Below are 18186 nucleotides of genomic sequence, written 5' to 3'. Positions count from 1 at the left end.
CTGATGGTGCTGGTGGTGCTGTACAAGCTGATCATGAGTTTCCTCCCCCAGGAGAGTGGCCTGGATACCGAGCGTGCCAAAGCCGACGAACTCGACCCGGACTGACGAGAGACAATAATAATGAGTGACGTACAGATTGGCCTGACCGGTCTTGGCCTGATCATCTTCCTGATTGCCCTGCGTATCCCCATCGGCGTCACGCTGGTGGGGGTGTCCTTCGGTGGCCTGTGGTACCTGATGGGCTTCAACGTGGCCTGGGGTTCCCTGGGCATCATTCCCTACCAGTTTGCCACCAACTGGGTGCTCAGTTCGGTGCCCATGTTCCTGCTGCTGGGCTTTATCTGCTACCACACCCAGCTCACCCAGGGCATGTTCCGGGCGGCGCGGATGTGGCTGTCCGGCATTCCCGGGGGCCTGGCCATTGCCGCCATCTTCGGCTCCGCCGGGTTTGCGGCGGTGTCCGGTTCGTCGGTGGCCTGTTCTGCGGCCATGGGGCGGATTGCCGTGCCGGAAATGGTGAAGTACCGCTACAACCCGGAACTGGCCACCGGCACCGTGGCGGTGGCGGGCACCATCGGGGCGCTGATTCCGCCGTCCATCATCATGATCCTGTACGGCATCATCGCCCAGGAGTCCATCACCGGGCTGTTCCTGGGGGGGATCTCCGCCGGTATCCTCACCGCCATCGGTTACATCACCGTGGTGCTGGTGCGGGTCAAGCTGAACCCGGAGCTGGCCCCGGACACCAATGAACAGATTCCCTTCGCCGACAAGGTGTGGGCGCTGAAGGACACCTGGCCGGTGATCCTGATCATGATCGGTATCTTCGGCGGCCTGTTTGGCGGCATCTTCACGCCCACCGAGGCGGGCGCGGTGGGGGCCTTCCTGTCGCTGGTGGTGGCGGGCATCAAGGGCAGCCTGACCTGGGGGCGGTTCCGGGATGCGATCCTGGAAACCCTGCTGACCACCAGCGCGCTGATCATCATCGCCGTGGGGGCCAGCCTGCTGACCCGCTTCCTGGCCCTGTCCGGTGCCGGTGATTTCCTGTCCGAGTGGATCATCGGCCTGGAGGCCTCCACCGTGGTGATCCTGCTGGCGATCGTGCTGATCTACATCCTGCTGGGCATGTTCCTGGAGCCCATTGGCGCCATGCTGCTGACGCTGCCCATCGTGTTGCCGATCATCGATAACCTGGGCCTGAGCCTGCTGTGGTTTGGCGTGGTACTGACCAAGTTGCTGGAGGTGGGCATGATCACCCCGCCCATTGGCATGAACGTGTTCGTGATCAAGAGTGTGGTGGGCAAGCTGGTGAGCACCGCGCAGGTCTTCCGGGGGATCTTCTGGTTCCTGGTGATGGACCTGTTCGTGCTGTTCCTGCTGATGGCCTTCCCGGACATCATCCTGTTCCTGCCGGGGCTGGGTAAGTAAGACGGAGATCAAGAATGAGCAACGACCTTATTTCAGTTGCAAGCTGCGCCGATGCCTTCCCGGACCGGGAAAAGGCTGAAGAGATCGCGGTCAGGGTGGAGCGCTTCGTCCGTGAGGTGGTTGTGCCTTACGAGACTGACCCACGGCGGGACCACCATGACTGTCCGACCGATGAACTGACCCGGGAACTGCGGCAGAAGGCCCGGGAAGCCGGCGTGCTGACCCCTCATATCCTGCCGGATGGCAGTCACCTCAGCCAGCGTGGTACCGCCCGGGTGCTGATCAAGAGCGGACTGTCTCCCCTCGGCCCACTGGCCTGTAATACCGCCGCGCCGGACGAAGGCAACATGTACCTGCTTGGCAAGATGGGCAGCGACAGGGTTAAGGAGCGCTTCCTGGAGCCCATCGTCAGGGGCGAGAAACGGTCGGCGTTCTTCATGACCGAGCCGGCGGCGGAAGGCGGCGCCGGTTCCGATCCCTCCATGATGCTTACGGAATGCCGGAAAGAAGGCGATGAGTGGGTCATCAACGGTCGCAAGGCGTTCATCACCGGCGCCGAGGGGGCTGGCGTGGGCATCATCATGGCCAAGGCGCCCGAAGGCGCCTGCATGTTCCTGGTGGACCTGCCGGACCCGGCGATCCGGATCGACCGGGTGCCACGCACCATCGACAGCTCCATGCCCGGTGGTCATGCCACCGTCACCATCCGGAACCTGCGTGTGCCCGACGACCAGATGCTGGGCGCGGCGGGAGACGGCTTCCGCTTCGCCCAGGTGCGCCTGGCGCCGGCCCGTTTGTCCCATTGCATGCGCTGGCTGGGGGCCTGTATCCGCGCCAACGAGATCGCTTCCGACTACGCCAACCGTCGCGTGGCGTTCGGCAAGCCGCTGGTGGACCACGAGGGCGTTGGCTTCATGCTGGCGGAGAACCTGATCGATATCCAGCAGTGCCAGTTGATGATCGACTGGTGCGCCAGCGTGCTGGACCGTGGCGATAACGGTAATGTGGAGAGTTCCATGGCCAAGGTCTCCGTCAGCGAGGCCCTGATGCGTATCGCCGACCGGTGCGTGCAGGTGATGGGAGGCTCAGGCGTGACCGAGGATTCCATCGTGGAGCAGGTGTTCCGGGAGGTCCGGGCCTTCCGGGTGTATGACGGTCCCACCGAAGTGCACAAGTGGTCCCTGGCCAAGAAGATCAAGAAACACTGGAAGCAGGCCAACGGATAGGCGGTGTGGCTAGCAGTTAATGGCCTGGTTTAACGTTTTTTGCGGACTAAATTGAGGGCGTCAGCCGAACGCTGACCGGCAACGCTCATACATCTGCTTGATCTTCACCGCGTAGGCCGCTTCGCTCATGTTGTACCAGTAGCGGGGATCACGCCCCGTCTGCTTATCGTGTTCCACTGTCACCGGGTCCTTCGCCCGATACGGCTCCAGCAATGGCATATCCGGCAGTGGGGCCGTGCTGTCCATGTACTGGCACCAGAAGTTCCATAGGGCCTTATGGCCACGGTTAACGTTAGAAGCTGGTTGCAGGTCCGTCAGGTGCAGGACCTCTTCACGGAACCGATGCACAAGGACGGGATAGTAAAGCGGTAAACCCTGGGTGGTTGGCCCCATATGGATATAGCAGTCGAATTCCTCAAACGGGGACTGCCAGAGAACCTTGCCCGCCTGCCCCCGCTTCTCAGGGTCACAGAACACGGTCACCATGCCGGTACGACGATTGAACTCCCAGGTCGGGCCTTTGGGGCTTTGGGGCTTTGATACATGAAATCAGGGAAAAGACGCTCACACAGGCTGACCCCACCCCAAAGGAACAGGCATGCCCCCCCCATAAAAAACAGTAGGTATAAACGCATCTCTAAATACCCCTTCAAAATGCTCATTTAAAAATACGTAGAAATGCAACAGCGATAGTAGAAGAATAGGAGTGCCCGCTATTAGCAGAAACTTGGCTATCGCTTTCACCAGCAACCAACGCCAGGCAAACTTGGGCAAAGTGGTCCACCGAAAGCTTTCATGGTTCATCCATGCCATCGGGACCTTCTCGTTCTCATCTCCGTCGGTCCGAGGGAGGGCTTCATCAGCCAGTTGCCCCTTCTCAACATAGATCGTGGATTCATCCCCTAGCCTTGGCCGCCAGTTCTCCAAAAAATCCCCCGGAACCAGATCGGGAATGTAACTCTTCGACAGCTTCCGGCCCGCCTCCCACTGCATACGGAAGGACCGGGAGCGGACGTCCAGTTGGGGCCGGGGACGTTTCCTGTCACCACTATCATCGGTGGGTCGCCAAGCAGTGGTGCTGTAATACGCTTGTTCAGACATCCCGTGTCCTTCGTCCCTTCCGGATTCAGCCAAACGCCGACCGGCAGCGCTGGTACATCTGCTTGATCTTCACCTGGTAGGCCGCGTTGCTCATGTTGTACCAGTAGCGGGGATCGCGTCCTGTTTCCTTGTCATAGGCCGCCGTCACCGGATCTTCTGAGCGATGGGGTTCCAGCAACGGAATATCCGGCAGCGGTGCCGTGCTGTCCATGTATTGGCACCAGAAGTTCCACACGGCCTTGTGGTCCCCGGGGTTTGACGACGCCGGATGCAGTGCGGTCAGAACCATGGATTCCTCACGATACCGGTTCACCATGGCGGCGTAATACAGGGGCAACCCCTGCGTAGTGGGGCCCATATGGATATAGCAATCAAACTCCTCAAAGGGGGATTGCCATAGGACTTTACCGGATTGGCTTTTCTTCTCCGGGTTACAGAATACGATCACCATGCCGGTTCGGCGGTTGAACTCCCAGAGAGGCCCCTTGGGGGCGGCGTACATAAAATCAGGGAAAAGGCGCTCGCACAGGCTGATCCCGCCCCAAAGGAACAGGCAGCCCCCCCCTCCGTACAATATAACCGGCAGGAAAAATTCCTGAATAGACCCATCAAGCCGTTCGTTGGATAAAAAGTAAATATGCAAAAAGGTGGCAAAAAGAACAGGCGTACCAGCTACTAGCAGAAACTTTGCGATAGCTTTCACCAGTAACCAACGCCAGGCAAACTTAGGCAAGGTGGTCCACCGAAAGCTTTCGTGGTTCATCCAGGAAACAGGAATTTTCTCTCCGTTCTCTCCATCCATGTAAGAAACGGATTTGTCCTCCAGCCGCGGTCGCCAAAGGTCCAAAAAATCCCCCGGAACCAGATCGGGGATATAGCTCTTCGACAGCTTTCGGCCTGCCTCCCACTGCACACGGAAGGACCGTGAGCGGGTATCCGGTTGGGGCCGGGGACGTTTCCTGCCCCCCCCATCATCGGCGGGCCGCCAGGCGGTGGTACTGTAATATGCTTGTTCAGACATGGGTTTCCAGTCCCTTTATACGGCGCCAGGTGGTTCCCCGGGATAGCGTTTCCATGGAATCCACCCTAGACGATCTGGTTTACCCAGAAGTCCTTCTGTTTCGTGAAATCCGGAGTGCCATGCTTCCCGTCTTTGTAGGTCAGGTTATCGTGCAGGGGCGGTGCCGGGAATACATATTCCGTGTCGGTGCCCAGGGAGGCTTTCATACGGGCCCGGACAATCCAGTAGAAGGCTTCGTCCTCGCCACTTTGCTTCATGTCCTCCACGGTTGGTTGCTCCGGGGAGTGGAGCCAGTATTCGGCACCGTCCGGTCGAGCCACCTCGTAGACCCACCAGTGGTCGCCGGGCGGAGACTGGATCTCCCACTGCTCGCTGCCCCGGGAGACTCCCAGCCCTCCGAAACTCACTTTCGAGTAGGCCCGCAGGCGGCGGATATCAAACTCCAGAGCCTCGTGACCGGCGATGGCCGCCAGGTTGCTCTTCACCTGCACCCGCACGTTGACCTTCATCAGGGACTCGACCATCACCGAAACGGCCTGTTCCGTGGCCGGCTCGCCCCGGGCCTCCAGCAGGTTGCTGGCGGTGGCGATAGCCAGCTCGTCGCTGACGGCAAAGTCCTCCGCCGTGACCGTCACGCCGGCCAGGATATTAGCCAGGCGGTAGAACGCCTCCCGAGCATTGTCCTCACCCCGGATGTGGCCGTAGGTTTTGCGGGGATCGTCATCGGCGGGGTCCGTTGGATGACGATGGCTCAGCCCCTCCGGCACCTCGCGGGGTGGTTTGTCATCATGGAGCAACCCGAAGGGACCATGCTCGATCCACATTTCCAGGTCCGGTTTTTCCAGTGCCGTGGCCGCGAAGTACCCGCCCAGGGACAGGGCGATGCCCAGACTCAGCACCACCCAGCCGGCGGGAGTCGACAGCCCGAGGATGGTGGCCGTTCCCGCGCCACTGGCGGAGGACATCAACGAGGCCCCGGCCCAGGTGCCCATCAGTGACCCAAGGGCCGAGACCCCCATGGCGGCACTGGAGGCGATCTGGTTCTTCTGCCAGTAGTCATGGGTATCGGAAAGGCGGATGCCGGCGTCCAGTACGCCAAGGATGGAGACTGACACCATCCGGACGGATATGGCCCTGGGAAGGAATTTGGCAAGGTCGTCACTGATTTTGCCTGCGATGTGGGCCTTCTCCACATCAAAAACCGTCGCGTTCAGCCCCCGGGCCAGCCAGTTTTCCGTGCCCGCCATTCGCTCCACCACGGCAGCCAACGCAAAACCAAGATGGGCATAGCTTGACGCAATTTCAGCGTCCGCACGTGCGTTGCCCCGATTTCTGCTTAATTCAGCTTCCCGTTTGGCGAGACTGGAAATATTCCAAAGCTCAATCCCCATGACCACGTAGGGCAGGCCAATGCCATCCAGGGTTTCCCCGATGGCCCGGCTGCGGCTGGTGGCCTCACGCACTTCACGGTAGTCCTTCACCAGGGTGGACCCGGATGGGGCCATGAACACACTGACGTTGGCATAGTCCCCGGGGTTGGAACCGCCAGGCAACCGGCGAGCGTTGGTATGGGCCGCCAACTGACCATCAGCGGTACGGATCTCACCGAAAAAACGACCACTGTGGTTCGTGCTGTCCACATAGGCCCGCTCAGCGTCCAGCAGCCCGTTACGTAGGCCGATATCGGGGTCTTCAATCCCGAACGGGACCATGTTGAAGGGCTTCTGGCCATAAGGCATCATCACCAACTCGCCCAGTTGACGGGGATGCATACCTTTCATGGCCCGTGCCAGTGGTCCGTGGAGTGTCAGGTCAAAGCGCATCAGGTCCTGTGTGCCCCGTTCGTAGGCCTTGTTGAACTCCTTCATCAATTTGCTGGCAATACCGTCCAGTGTCTTGGCAATGAGCCGGGCTGTCGTATACCCGTCAGGTCCTTCGTCATCCTCCAGCTTGGCCAGCATCTTCGCTTCCGCCGTCTGCAACGTGGACGGATGGGAGAACTTGTCATTGGCCCCGATATCCACAAACAGTTTGGGCCGGAACCGACCATCGCCGGGGTTGTCGGCCTTCAGGGCAGCAGTGTCCAACGCCTCGGTAAGGGGGACGTCCTCTTCCGGCGGGAACAGCATGTCATGGAGCGGGTAGCCGGAACTGTCCTTGACGATATCCAGTACCAGTTCGCTGCCATCCCGGTGAGGGTCGATGGCCGCAGTGGGCAGGGTCAGGGCCCCCAGGCTGGTATCGCCATCCTGGTTGGTCGGGGCCAGCCAGGGTTTGTCGGCGGCCTCCGAGTTGTGCTGCAGCTTTTCAAACAGGCCACCCGCCAGCATGAAGCCGCTGAGGTAGTCTTCGCCTTCCAGCGAGAAGAGGTCCGCAAAGCGTCTCTGGACATGGTCCTGCCCAGCATAGGCCCGTAGCGACGCCTGGTTGTATTTGATGCAATCGACGGCAACCGCCCTGAAATGCTGGTGCAGCGTCTTCAGGAGGGTGCCATTGAGGCGGTCATCCAGCTTATCGGCGAATTCCCGCAATGGGTTGCGCTCGCCGCCAAGCCTGGATGGCAGGATGGTTTGCTCAATCAGTTCCGCACTATCGAAATGGGTTTGTCCGGCCAGCCACTCCCGGATATCGGCCTGGTACTGCATGGCATGGTTGACTCGGGCCACCTGCAACCGCAGTTCGTGGAGTTCATCGTAGACCACCAGACCGTAGATCTTCCGCTGCCTGGGCACATTGAGCACGTCCGTTGCAGACGGTATGTTGCTCCAGACGTTCTGGTGGCTTTGTTCGTAGTCGAACTGCTGCTTTTCCTCTTGCCAGAGGTCCTGGAAGGCGTCCCACCTGAGGCCGGCGGAATCGCCAAGCTCGGTACCGTCCTGCCGGCTTTGCCGCCAGGCCTGTTCGGCCTGCTCGGCGCCTTTCATCAGGGCTTGCTGTTCCGCCCGGGCGAACTCGTAGCATTCCTTGGCGTAGCTTCCGGATCGGTTGATCAGGAATTCATAGGCGCAGGGCACCTGCTCTTCCAGCAACGGCTCCCGGGCGCGTTGTGGTGGCACATCCTCCTGGGCGCTCAGGGGCAGAAGTTTCGACTGGTATCGGTTCCAGTTGGTGCGGTGGTCGACCACCACCTGGGCCCGGTCCATCTGGTCACTGACGTTGTGCTCCAGGTAGCGGACTCTGCCGGCGGACCACTGTACCTCAGAGAACGCCACCCGGTAGTCCAGCTACTGGAAGGCCAGGCTGGAGTACAGGTACCTCACCGGCAGCCAGATTTCTTCCAGCGCCACCCCGGTGGGCTCCCGGCGGTCTTCGGTCAGGCGTTCTCCTGGTGCATCGCGATAGGTGTCCAGGGGTACATCCCGGTAGGTCAGTTCGCCACTTTCGTCCCTGACGAGCTGGATTTCGCGCCATAGTCTGTCGTGGCGAAAGATGTACAGGTACCCACCTCTTGAGGTCACCACGCCCTTGCGGGCGGTCCCCTGTCGTTCGAGGGTGGTCAGGGGGACGAAAGGTGCCAGGATATACCGCTGACGAGGCTCTTTCTTTGGTTCGGCATAGGGGGTGTCGAAGACCGGAAGCCGGATGGGATCACCCTGCTCCGTAGCAATTTCCATGGCCACGGCGGCTTTGGGCGAGTATCTGTCGGTGCTTTTTTTCCACAACCACTTGTGGATCACGCTGTCGTCGGTGGTTTCCTCGGCGTGGGTACCATCAATGCCCCCGTCAATCTCACTGTATTCCGGAGTCATGATTTTCAGGGACTGGCCTTCCGGGTGGTTCTCACCCAGCACCTCCACATGGAGCCATTCCTCGTGGGGAACCACCTGCTCTTCTTCCTCTTCCTCGTAACGTTCGGCGGGCAGGAGGGACTTGGGCTCCGAGGCCCCACGGTTGATGCCGGAGGCGGGCACGGATTCGTCTACCTGGGGGCGGGATCTTCCGGGTTCCGGATTCTGTTCCTCCTCGATGGCCAGCTTTTCGGCCTCGGTAAGGTCGGCCAGGCTTGTCATACCACCGGCAGTGCCTACATAGCTGGCGTCGCCGACCATCACGGTGGGGTTACCAGCGACCAGTTGACCGCCATGGGCCGTCATACTGCCGACACGGGCTGCCGGCTTGCCATTGATGAAAACGGAGGGAGAGCCTTCAGCGATGGTGTCCGGTGGTCCGTCGCAGGCCAGCTTGTCGCCTACCTTCGCTACCGGCATGCCGCCGACAAACACGTTGCCGGAGCCTTCAATGACCGGGCCGCCCTTGTGAGAGGTACTGCCGCGTTTCTTGGGACAAGTATGATGACTTGTCAGAAAGGACATGGGTTTGCTGCCCATTGCCACATCTCCCTGTGTCAATTTCCTTCATGGCCTTCGAGTCTGGCCCCAAAAGCCACCCTTCCAGATTGGGTGTTTTCGGGACATTAGCATAGATCTTAAATGCCGGGAACCGCCTTGGGGCTGTAACTGGACAGCTGTCAATTTTGTTGTCGCCGGCATCCGGTCGGGGCCATTGGCGGTTCCTGATCAGGCCTCCCGATTCAGGAAGTCGGCCACCTGTCGGTAGGTATCCCCGCAGGCGTCCGGCACCAGGTCCTCCAGGTTCAGGTAGGCGTGGATCATGTCGGCGTAGTCCTTCAGCCGGCAGGTGACGCCTGCTTTCTCCAGCTTGCGGGCATAGGCAACTCCCTCGTCATGGAGCGGGCAGAAGCCGGCGGTGACCACTAGCGTTGCCGGCATGCCCTCCGGCACTGGCATATGTAGCGGTGATGCAGCGCGGCGGTCCTCGCCGCCAGCGAAATAGTGATCGAAATACCAGCGGATCCTGGCCTCCTCCAGCAGGTACCCCTCGCCGTGCCTGTTGATGGATGGGTGGTCCATGGTGTAGTCCAGGCTCGGGTAGAGGAGGATCTGATCGGTCAGGTTCAGTTCAGGATCTCCCGCCACCTGCCGGCTGACGGTGGCTGCGTAGGTGCCGCCGCCGGAGTCTCCCGCCAGTGCCAGCCGGCGTTCAAAGACCACACTTTCGTTTTCCAGTAGCGACCACACCTGACGGGTCACCGCCAGGCAGTCGTTGAGCCCGCCCGGGTAGGGGGTTTCCGGCGCCAGTCGGTAATCCACCGACAGCACCAGCCAGCCGCTGGCATCGGCCAGTGTGCGGGCGATGGGGTCGTAGACCTGGACGCTGCCGGCCATATGGCCACCGCCATGGAAGAACAGCATCACCGGCTTCTCGGTACCGGGGGCCGGATCGTAGAGTCGAACCGGAATGTTGCCGTCCGCGGACGCCACCTGCAGGTCCCTGACTCGGGGCAGATCCGACGCCTGGGTAACAAAGGTGGTGGTAATGCCAGCCAGGCTGTCCCGTACCATCCGGGGAGTGGCTTCCACGCCGCGGGCCTTCTGATCGGCGACCAGGGGGTTGAGCTGGTCAAGCCAGGCGCGCAGGTTGGGATGTACGTTGGTCATCGGGTTCTCCATAGCCGGCGGGCTCAGTGCTGGAACAGCACCAGGGCTTCGCCATCGCAGATCAGTCGGCCATCGCGGCCGGTGCACCGGGTGGTCAGGCTCACCAGTGCCTTGTCCCGGCGCAGTCGGCTGACGGTCACCGACGCCTGCAGGGGTTCATCCGCGTCGGCGGTGGCGTGGAAGGTCATGGCCTGCTTCAGGTAATTGGTGCCGTGGCCTGGCAGGTCCTCGCCCAGCAGGCAGGAGAACAACCCCGCAATCAGTGGTTCCGGAACGCCCTGCCAGTCATCGTCCAACTGGCAAAGCTGGCTCCAGTCGTGGATGTCATCGGCGGAGAAACGTCGTTCCAGGGTGGCGGACTGGCCCTCGCTCAGGGCATCGAAACGTTCCAGGCTCATGCGGCGTCCTCCCGGGCCAGGGTCAGTTGGCACCGGCCGGTCAGGCAGGTTTCGCCGTCCTCCCGGGTGATGGTGGTCTGCAGGGTGAGGGTATTGCCGTTGCGGTCCAGTTCCTCCACGGTCAGTTCCAGCGCCTCACCGGCGTAGGCCGGGGACGGGAACATCAGGTCCTGGCTCTCGAGCACGGCGCCGGGCCAGGTGCGGGCCAGCAGGCTGCGCACCACACTGAACAGCAGCATGCCGTGGGAGACGGTGCGGCCAAAACTGGTGCGGGCCGAAAACTCCGGGTCCACATGGATCGGGTTGTGGTCGCCGCTGAGGCGGGCGAAGCGGTCGAAGTCCGCCTGGGTGAGCATGAAGGTCTGCTCACAGGGAATGGTGGTGTCGGTCATGGTCAATCCTGTCTGAGAACCTGTTTGGTTACCTTGCCCAGGGCGTTACGGGGCAGCTCTTCCACGAACTGGAAGTACCTGGGCACCTTGTAGCCGGCCAGCCGTTCCCGGCACCAGGCATTGAGATCGGTCGAATCCGGTTCGTCGCTGTCGGGCTTCAGGCACAGGAAGGCCTTGCCCACCTCGCCCCATTTCTCGTCCGGCACGCCGATCACCGCCACCTCGCTGACAGCGGGATGTTCCACCAGTACCCGCTCCACCTCGGCGGGGTAGACGTTCTCTCCGCCGGAAATGAACATGTCCTTCCAGCGGTCAACGATGTAGTAGCAGCCGTCCTCGTCGCAGCGGGCCACGTCGCCACTATGCAGCCAGCCGTCCGGCTCGATGGCCTCGCGGGTGGCATCGGGGCGGTTCCAGTACCCCGGTGTGATGTTGGGGCCGCGGATCAGCAGCTCGCCGGATTCGCCCGGGGCGACATCTTTTCCATCGGTGCCGACAATGCGGACCTCGGTGAGCAGTTGTGGGCGCCCCACGGAGCCGATCTTGTCCAGCACATCCGCTTCATCCAGCAGGAACACGGTGGGGCCGGTTTCGGTCATGCCCATGCCGGTACGTACCCGGATGCCCTGGTCCACGAATCGCCGGGCCACCGGCAGGGCCAGCGGCGCGCCGCCACAGCCCCAGGAGCGGACGTTACGCAGCCGCTCCCCGCTGAACGACGGGTGCTCCAGGATCGCCTGGTAGACCGCCGGCACCCCGAAGAAGATGGTGGCGCGCTTCTCCAGCACGTCCATGGTCTGGTCCGGGTCGAAATTGCGGGCCACCAGCACGCAGCCGCCCGCCAGGAACACCGCCGAGGAGTAGAGGTTAATGCCGGCGGTGTGGAACAGGGGCAGCACGTTCAGCAGGGTGTCCTGGCCGGTCAGGTCCACCGCCAGGCCGATGTTCAGGTAGTTGCTCATCATCATGCGGAAGGTCTGAATGACCCCCTTGGGCCGGCCGGTGGTGCCGGAGGTGTAGAGCAGGTACCAGGGGGTATCCGGGTCCCGGTCCGGATGGGCGCGCAGGTCCGGCTGCGTATCCGCCAGGTCCGCATCGTAATGGCGGCAGTCATCGGCCCTGCCGTCCAGGTCCACCAGTTGATCGGTATAGCCCGAGGCCCTGAGTTTGCGGGCGCTGTCGGTGAATTCCTCACCGAACACCAGGACGCCGGGGGAGCAGTCCTCCATCAGCTGTTCCAGCTCCGGCTGGGCCAGGCGCCAGTTCAGGGGCACCAGGATGAGGCCGGCCTTGGCGCAGCCGAACAGCATGGCGAAGAATTCCGCCCGGCTATGGCCCAGGAAGGCGACCCGGTCACCCTTACTCAGACCCCAGTGGCTGAGGGCTGCTGCGGCAAAGCGGGCCGCCTGTTCGTTGAGCTGTCGATAGGTGTAGGCACGTCCCGATGCCAGGTCCTCGAGGGCCGGACGATCGGGGGTGACGCGGGCCCGGTGGCCCGCCAGGTCAAACATGTTCATGGGGTCCTCCCGAGAAAGTCAGCCATGCCCCGGTCGGCTTCGTCGGTGATGATCTGTTCCAGGAACTGCTGGCGTTCCTGCTCCAGTGCGCCGGCGATACGATCCGCGTCCGGCCGGTTCAGGAGCAGGGTGCGGGCGACGCTGCCGGGCTGTTTGCAGGTCAGGTTAGTGGCGATGTCGAGGGCACGGGCCAGTTCGCCATCGGCGGGCGCCGGGTACTGGGCCAGCCCCCAGGCCAGGGCCTCCTGTTGCGAAATGGTGCGATTGGTGAGTTGTACATCCAGTGCCCGGGCGCGACCAATGCGCTCCGGCATCAGCGCCGTCCAGCCACCATCGGGGCTGAAGCCCACCACGGTGTACCAGGGGGCGAAACTGGCGCGGGGGCCGGCCACCACAATGTCGCTGGCCAGGACCAGACCCAGGGAACCGCCGGTCACCATGCCGTGCAAGGCGGTTACGGTGGGCACCGGCAGGGTCAGCAGTTGCAGGATCACGTCATTCAGGGTGCCGACTACCCTGCTGGCGTAGGACTCCCGCCCATGGCGAGGCGTGTTGTGGAAACCGGCGACATCGCCACCGGTGGAGAAGGATTTCCCGGCGGCATCGATCAGTAGTGCAGCGGGCTGTTCACGTCGGCATTGGGCCAGCGCCTCCTTCAGATCGTCCAGCAACTCCGGGACCAGGGCGTTGTGGCGTTCCGGGCGGTTGAGGGTGAGCCGGGCGATGCCGCCCTCCTGACGATAGATGACGTGTGTCAGTCCGCGAGTCACGACTTGTCCCTCCCGTTCAGGGCGAGGCCGTTGCGCAGGAAATCCGACATGGTCTCCACGATCGGATCGAAGGCGTGCTCCCCTTCGCTGGCGCGCTGGTCCCAGAGGGCGTATTTCAGGGCCAGGAAGTGGGACAGTCCCATCAGCGCCCAGGCCCGGTGCTGGTTGTTGCCGGGTCGGATCTCGCCCTTGCGGGTGGCGGTATTGAGCATGTCGGTATAGCCCCGGGCGAAGGTCTCGTAATACTCCTGGTAGATGGCCTGATCCACGAACTGGGCTTCCTGCAGGACCCGGTACAGGGACGGGTGATCCGACAGGTATTGCAGGAACGCCCGGAGCCCCTGTTCCTCCGCCTCCAGCCGGTCGCTGGTGCCGATCACCTGGGCGGCCAGGTGGGCCCGCAGTTTGTGGCCCAGGTCCATGACCAGCTCCCGCAGGATTTCTTCCTTGCTGGTGAAATAGGTATAGAAGGTGCCCTGGGCGACACCGGCGGCCTTGGTGATGTCGGTGACCCCGGCACGGTGATAGCCCAGGGTGCCGAAGGTGTCTTCCGCCGCCTTGAGGATCTTTGCCCGGGTGCGGGCGCCGCGGGCGGTCTTGGGTGCGCCGGGGGACTGCGGGGCCTGTGTTGTTGTACTCATCAGCCTTGTCCTTCTGCCGTGTGGTGACGGAGCCGGGTCCATCCACCCTGATGGGCGGGGTTGGTCAGTTACCGGGTTTCATGATTGCGAAACATGAATCAGTCGTCAAGTAATCTAGGAAAGCGCGCCATCCCTGTCAAGGCGTAAGAAGTCAGTAATAACAGGCTTTTTGTCGCATTCGAGAAAATTTATCTATCACTATACGTTCAGTTAATAGTCAAAAAAGAGAAATTTTTTCTTGATAAAACCTGAATCGGTTGTCATATTTTAGGTCGAGCAATGACACAACAAGGCGGAACGTTCACCGACAGGTCGTCCGCCGCGCCATAACCAGAAGCCCGACAACAACAAAAGGGGATCGTCGTATGAAGCGCATCATGCTTGCAGCCGCCATTTCGGTTGGCGCTCTGTCCGCCCAGGCGGACGAAGATGCCATCCGTATTGCCCATGTCACCGGTTTCACCGGGGCACTGGCACCCTATGCCGAACAGCTGGATATCGGACTGAGTATGGGGTTCGAGTACGCCACTGACGGCACCATGGAAATCGAGGGTCGTCCGATCCAGATCTCCCGCAAGGATACCCAGCTGGATCCGGCCCGTGCCCGGGCCCTGGTCGAGGAAGCCTACGCCGAGGATGATGCCCATATCGTGGTGGGACCGGTATCCTCCGGTGTTGCCCTGGCCACCCTGCCGCTGGCCCAGGATTACGAGCGCATCATCATGCCCGAAGGGGTGGCCGACGCCATCACCGGGGCTGAATGGAACCGCTACGTGGTCCGGGTGGGCCGCAACTCCTCCCAGGATGCCGTCTCCAACGCGGTCGCCCTGGGTGAGCCTGGTGTTTGTGTGTCCACCATCGCCCAGGACTACGCCTTCGGTCGTGATGGCGTAGCGGCTTACAAGGAAGCCATGGAAGCCGAGGGGGGCAAGATTGTCCACGAGGAATACCTGCCCACCGACGCCACCGACTTCACCGCCGCCGCCCAGCGCCTGTTTGATTCCCTGAAAGATCGCAGCGACTGTGAACAGGGCAAGTATATCTTTGCCATCTGGGCCGGTTCCTCCAACCCTCTAGGTCGTATCCAGGACCTGGACCCGGGTCGCCATGGCATCAAGCTGGCTACCGGCGGCAACATCCTGGCGGCCATGGTTGGGTATTCCGACTTCCCGGGCATGCAGGGGGCCGGCTTCTACTACTTTGAGTCGCCGGACAACGAGATCAACGACTGGCTGGTGAAAGAGCACTTCGACCGCCACAACTCGGCCCCGGACTTCTTCACTGCCCAGGGGTTTGCCCAGGCCATGGCGATTACCGCCGCCATCCGCAAATCCGGTGGTTCCACCGATGCCGAGGACCTGATCGCGGCCTTCGAGGGCCTGGTGTTCCAGACGCCGAAGGGTGAGATGGAGATTCGTGCCGAGGATCACCAGGCACTGCAGGACATGTATCACTTCGAGATTGAGGTGGAAGAGCGCGACGACTGGTTTGCCGGTCGCACCGTGGAAGCGGGCGTTCCCAAGCTGATCCGGGTGATCGACCGCAAGGAGATGGAGATTCCGGTCCGTAACTGAGCGGTTCCCGCTCCATGGCCCCCGGTACGCCGGGGGCCGCAGTCTCTGGAATACAAAAGCGGAGTGGTTCATGTCATCCCAACAAGCGGTTCTTGAAACCCGCGACCTGACTATCAACTTTGGTGGCCATGTGGCGGTCAACCAGGTCTCCTGCCAGTTCCACAAGGGGACCCTGACCTCCATCGTCGGCCCTAACGGCGCCGGCAAGACCACCTGGTTCAACCTGATTTCCGGCCAGCTGAAGGCGACGGCCGGCCAGGTGATCCTCAATGGCGAGGACATCACCGGGCTCACCGCCGCGAGCCGGGCCGACAAGGGCCTGGGCCGGGCCTTTCAGCTGACCAACCTGTTTCCCAACCTCACCGCCCTGGAAAATGTCCGGCTGGCGGTGGCGTCGCGCCACAACATTGGTCATGTCTTCTGGCAGATGGCCAGCCGGCGCACCGACCTGACCGACCGGGCCATGGCCTACCTGGAGCAGGTCAACCTGGCCAGCCGGGCCGAGTACCTGGTGGCGGGCCTGCCCCATGGCGACCAGCGCAAGCTGGAAGTGGCACTGATGCTGGCCCTGGAGCCGGAAGTATTCATGTTCGACGAGCCCACGGCCGGTATGAGCGTGGACGAGGTACCGGTGATCCTCGACCTGATCGCCGATATCAAGAAACAGCAGGACAAGGTGGTGCTGCTGGTGGAACACAAGATGGATGTGGTGCGCTCCCTGTCGGATCGCATCGTGGTGCTGCACAACGGTGAACTGGTGGCTGACGGCGAACCCTCCGAGGTGATTGCCTCGCCGGTCGTCCAGGAGGCCTACCTGGGGGCTGCCCCGGAAACCGAGGCGGAGGTGTCCCATGGCTGAACCCATCCTCACCCTGTCCGGCGTCAAGGCGGACATCGACCAGTACCACATCCTCCATGGCGTGGACCTGGTGGTGCCGAAAGGCGAGCTGACCGTGCTGCTGGGCCGCAACGGCGCGGGTAAGAGCACGACGCTACGCACCATCATGGGCCTGACCACCCTGACCGGCGGCACCGTGACCTACCAGGGGCAGGACATCAGCCGCTGGCCGACCCCGAAGATTGCCCGGGCCGGCATCGCGTTCGTGCCTGAGAGCATGGGCATCTTCGGCCTGCTGAGCGTACGGGAGAACCTGGTGCTGGCAGCCGTCAACGGCCCCATGGATGATGCCCGGCTGCAGTGGATTTTCGACCTGTTCCCGCCCCTGAAGAAATTCTGGGACAAGCCGGCCGGCACCCTGTCCGGTGGCCAGAAGCAGATGCTGGCCATCGCCCGGGCGGTGATCGAACCCCGGGAGCTGCTGCTGGTGGACGAGCCCACCAAGGGGCTGGCACCGGCCATCATCAACGACCTGGCAGATGCCTTCGAGCAACTCAAGGCGCAGCAGGTGAGCATCCTGCTGGTGGAACAGAACTTCAACTTCTCCCGCCGCCTGGGCCAGTCCGTGGCGGTGATGAACGACGGCGCGGTGGTGCATGCCGGCACCATGGCTGAGCTGGCGGAGAACGATGAACTGCAACAGGACCTGCTGGGCCTGGGACTGGGAGCACACCAATGAGCGAGGAGACCACTGCCATGCCGATGTCCGATGCCGGTTCCGACTCTGTCCGGCAACGTCGCAGTCCGCTCAAGTGGCTGGCGGAATGTCGTGACAACCAGGCTCACCTCTTTCTGCTGGGAATCATGCTGTTGGTGTCTGTCGCGGTTATCGATTTCCAGACCTGGCTGGTGCTGACCATCAGCGGGGTGGCCATGGGCGCCATGCTGTTCCTGATGGCCTCCGGCATGACCCTGACGTTCGGGCTGATGAGTGTACTCAATCTGGCCCACGGGGCGTTTATCTCCCTGGGTGCCTTTGCCGGCGGCACCGTGCTGGCCTTCTGGCTGGACGGCTTCACCGACGCGCCATCGTTACTCACCAACCTGGTGGCCATCGTTCCTGCCCTGCTGTTTGCGGCCCTGGTGGCCGGCGTGGTGGGGCTGGTGTTCGAGAAGCTGGTGATCAAGCCGGTTTACGGCGACCACCTCAAGCAGATCCTGGTGACCGTGGGCGGCTCCATCATCCTGATGCAACTGATCGAGGTGATCTGGGGGCCCAACGAGATCCCCGTTACCCGTCCCGAGTCCCTGAGTGGCGCCTTCTTCGTGCCGGAGTTCCTGCCGCTGATCGGCGGCATCGTGCTGGAGAAATACCGCCTGCTGGCGGTGGTGCTGGGGCTGGCCATCTACGCCGCCATGCTGTGGGTCATCGACCGCACCCGTATCGGCATCCTGATCCGCGCCGGTGTGGAGAGCCGCGAGATGGTGGAGATCCAGGGCTACCGCATCCACCTGCTGTTCCTGGGCGTGTTCGTCGCCGGTTCGGCTCTGGCCGGTCTCGGCGGTGTGATGTGGGGCATGTACAAGGAGCTGCTGACGCCCCATATGGGCGACGAGATGATGATCTCGGTGATCGTGGTGATCATCCTCGGTGGGCTGGGTTCCATTCGTGGCTGTTTCTACGGTGCCCTGCTGGTGGGGCTGATCAACCTCTACATCGGCTTTGTGGAGCCCCGGCTGGCGGCGGTGGCCACGGTTGGGCTGATGGTCGGGGTGCTCATGTGGCGGCCCCAGGGGCTGATCCCGGTGATCAAGGTTTAA

The 18186-nt window shown here is 62.2% G+C and carries 17 protein-coding genes; 6 read left to right on the top strand and 11 right to left on the bottom strand.

All coding sequences use genetic code 11. The annotated features are described in order from the left end of the window. The first annotated feature begins 120 nt into the window (after positions 1-120). Together ACJO3T_RS16805 and ACJO3T_RS16800 are read left to right on the top strand one after the other, a co-directional pair. Entirely contained in the window at positions 121-1428 is a 1308-nt protein-coding gene (locus ACJO3T_RS16805; protein WP_406979219.1) for a TRAP transporter large permease, read from the top strand. A gap of 14 nt (positions 1429-1442) precedes the next feature. Further along, positions 1443-2654, top strand: a complete 1212-nt coding sequence (locus ACJO3T_RS16800; RefSeq protein WP_406979218.1) for an acyl-CoA dehydrogenase family protein — start codon at positions 1443-1445, stop codon at positions 2652-2654. Positions 2655-2714: 60 nt separating this feature from the next. On the opposite strand, the gene ACJO3T_RS16795 is transcribed toward ACJO3T_RS16800, so the two are convergent. From ACJO3T_RS16795 to ACJO3T_RS16745, 11 genes are all read right to left on the bottom strand, one after another. Beyond that, entirely contained in the window at positions 2715-3131 is a 417-nt protein-coding gene (locus ACJO3T_RS16795) for a hypothetical protein (RefSeq protein ID WP_406979217.1), read from the bottom strand. Between the two features lie 87 nt (positions 3132-3218). Next, positions 3219-3755 carry a hypothetical protein gene (locus ACJO3T_RS16790; RefSeq protein WP_406979216.1) on the bottom strand — a complete coding sequence of 179 codons (537 nt, stop codon included), beginning with the start codon at positions 3753-3755 and terminating at the stop codon, positions 3219-3221. A 25-nt stretch (positions 3756-3780) separates the two neighbouring features. Beyond that, positions 3781-4776 (bottom strand): hypothetical protein, encoded by a 996-nt coding sequence (locus ACJO3T_RS16785; protein ID WP_406979214.1) that lies wholly within the window; start codon positions 4774-4776, stop codon positions 3781-3783. 65 nt (positions 4777-4841) lie between these two features. Next, positions 4842-7988, bottom strand: a complete 3147-nt coding sequence (locus tag ACJO3T_RS16780) for a hypothetical protein (RefSeq protein ID WP_406979213.1) — start codon at positions 7986-7988, stop codon at positions 4842-4844. Between the two features lie 12 nt (positions 7989-8000). Beyond that, the gene (locus ACJO3T_RS16775) at positions 8001-9104 is read right to left on the bottom strand and encodes a PAAR domain-containing protein (protein WP_406979210.1); all 1104 of its coding nucleotides are present in this window, start codon (positions 9102-9104) and stop codon (positions 8001-8003) included. A 189-nt stretch (positions 9105-9293) separates the two neighbouring features. Then, on the bottom strand, positions 9294-10235 hold the full coding sequence (locus ACJO3T_RS16770) for an alpha/beta hydrolase (RefSeq protein WP_406979209.1): 942 nt from the start codon (positions 10233-10235) through the stop codon (positions 9294-9296). A 23-nt stretch (positions 10236-10258) separates the two neighbouring features. Further along, entirely contained in the window at positions 10259-10633 is a 375-nt protein-coding gene (locus ACJO3T_RS16765) for a hotdog family protein (RefSeq protein WP_406979208.1), read from the bottom strand. Continuing rightward, positions 10630-11025 carry a MaoC family dehydratase gene (locus tag ACJO3T_RS16760; RefSeq protein ID WP_406965818.1) on the bottom strand — a complete coding sequence of 132 codons (396 nt, stop codon included), beginning with the start codon at positions 11023-11025 and terminating at the stop codon, positions 10630-10632. The genes ACJO3T_RS16765 and ACJO3T_RS16760 overlap by 4 nt, the downstream gene beginning before the upstream one ends. Positions 11026-11027: 2 nt before the next feature. Beyond that, on the bottom strand, positions 11028-12542 hold the full coding sequence (locus ACJO3T_RS16755) for an acyl-CoA synthetase (protein WP_406965817.1): 1515 nt from the start codon (positions 12540-12542) through the stop codon (positions 11028-11030). Further along, the gene (locus ACJO3T_RS16750) at positions 12539-13312 is read right to left on the bottom strand and encodes an enoyl-CoA hydratase/isomerase family protein (RefSeq protein WP_406965815.1); all 774 of its coding nucleotides are present in this window, start codon (positions 13310-13312) and stop codon (positions 12539-12541) included. Before ACJO3T_RS16750 ends, ACJO3T_RS16755 begins: the two co-directional genes overlap by 4 nt. After that, positions 13309-13953 carry a TetR/AcrR family transcriptional regulator gene (locus tag ACJO3T_RS16745; protein ID WP_328188458.1) on the bottom strand — a complete coding sequence of 215 codons (645 nt, stop codon included), beginning with the start codon at positions 13951-13953 and terminating at the stop codon, positions 13309-13311. Before ACJO3T_RS16745 ends, ACJO3T_RS16750 begins: the two co-directional genes overlap by 4 nt. A 365-nt stretch (positions 13954-14318) precedes the next feature. On the opposite strand from ACJO3T_RS16745, the gene ACJO3T_RS16740 reads away from it, so the two are divergent. From ACJO3T_RS16740 to ACJO3T_RS16725, 4 genes are all read left to right on the top strand, one after another. Continuing rightward, entirely contained in the window at positions 14319-15527 is a 1209-nt protein-coding gene (locus tag ACJO3T_RS16740) for a substrate-binding domain-containing protein (protein ID WP_406979207.1), read from the top strand. Between the two features lie 70 nt (positions 15528-15597). Further along, positions 15598-16386, top strand: a complete 789-nt coding sequence (locus tag ACJO3T_RS16735) for an ABC transporter ATP-binding protein (RefSeq protein ID WP_406965813.1) — start codon at positions 15598-15600, stop codon at positions 16384-16386. After that, positions 16379-17104, top strand: a complete 726-nt coding sequence (locus tag ACJO3T_RS16730; RefSeq protein ID WP_406965811.1) for an ABC transporter ATP-binding protein — start codon at positions 16379-16381, stop codon at positions 17102-17104. The genes ACJO3T_RS16735 and ACJO3T_RS16730 overlap by 8 nt, the downstream gene beginning before the upstream one ends. Beyond that, positions 17101-18186 carry a branched-chain amino acid ABC transporter permease gene (locus tag ACJO3T_RS16725; protein WP_406965810.1) on the top strand — a complete coding sequence of 362 codons (1086 nt, stop codon included), beginning with the start codon at positions 17101-17103 and terminating at the stop codon, positions 18184-18186. The genes ACJO3T_RS16730 and ACJO3T_RS16725 overlap by 4 nt, the downstream gene beginning before the upstream one ends.

The sequence above is a fragment of the Marinobacter shunpengi genome (assembly GCF_045449715.1).
GTDB lineage: Bacteria > Pseudomonadota > Gammaproteobacteria > Pseudomonadales > Oleiphilaceae > Marinobacter.
The sequence above is the reverse complement of the archived record's forward strand: the minus strand, read 5'-3'. Positions and strand labels throughout refer to the sequence as shown.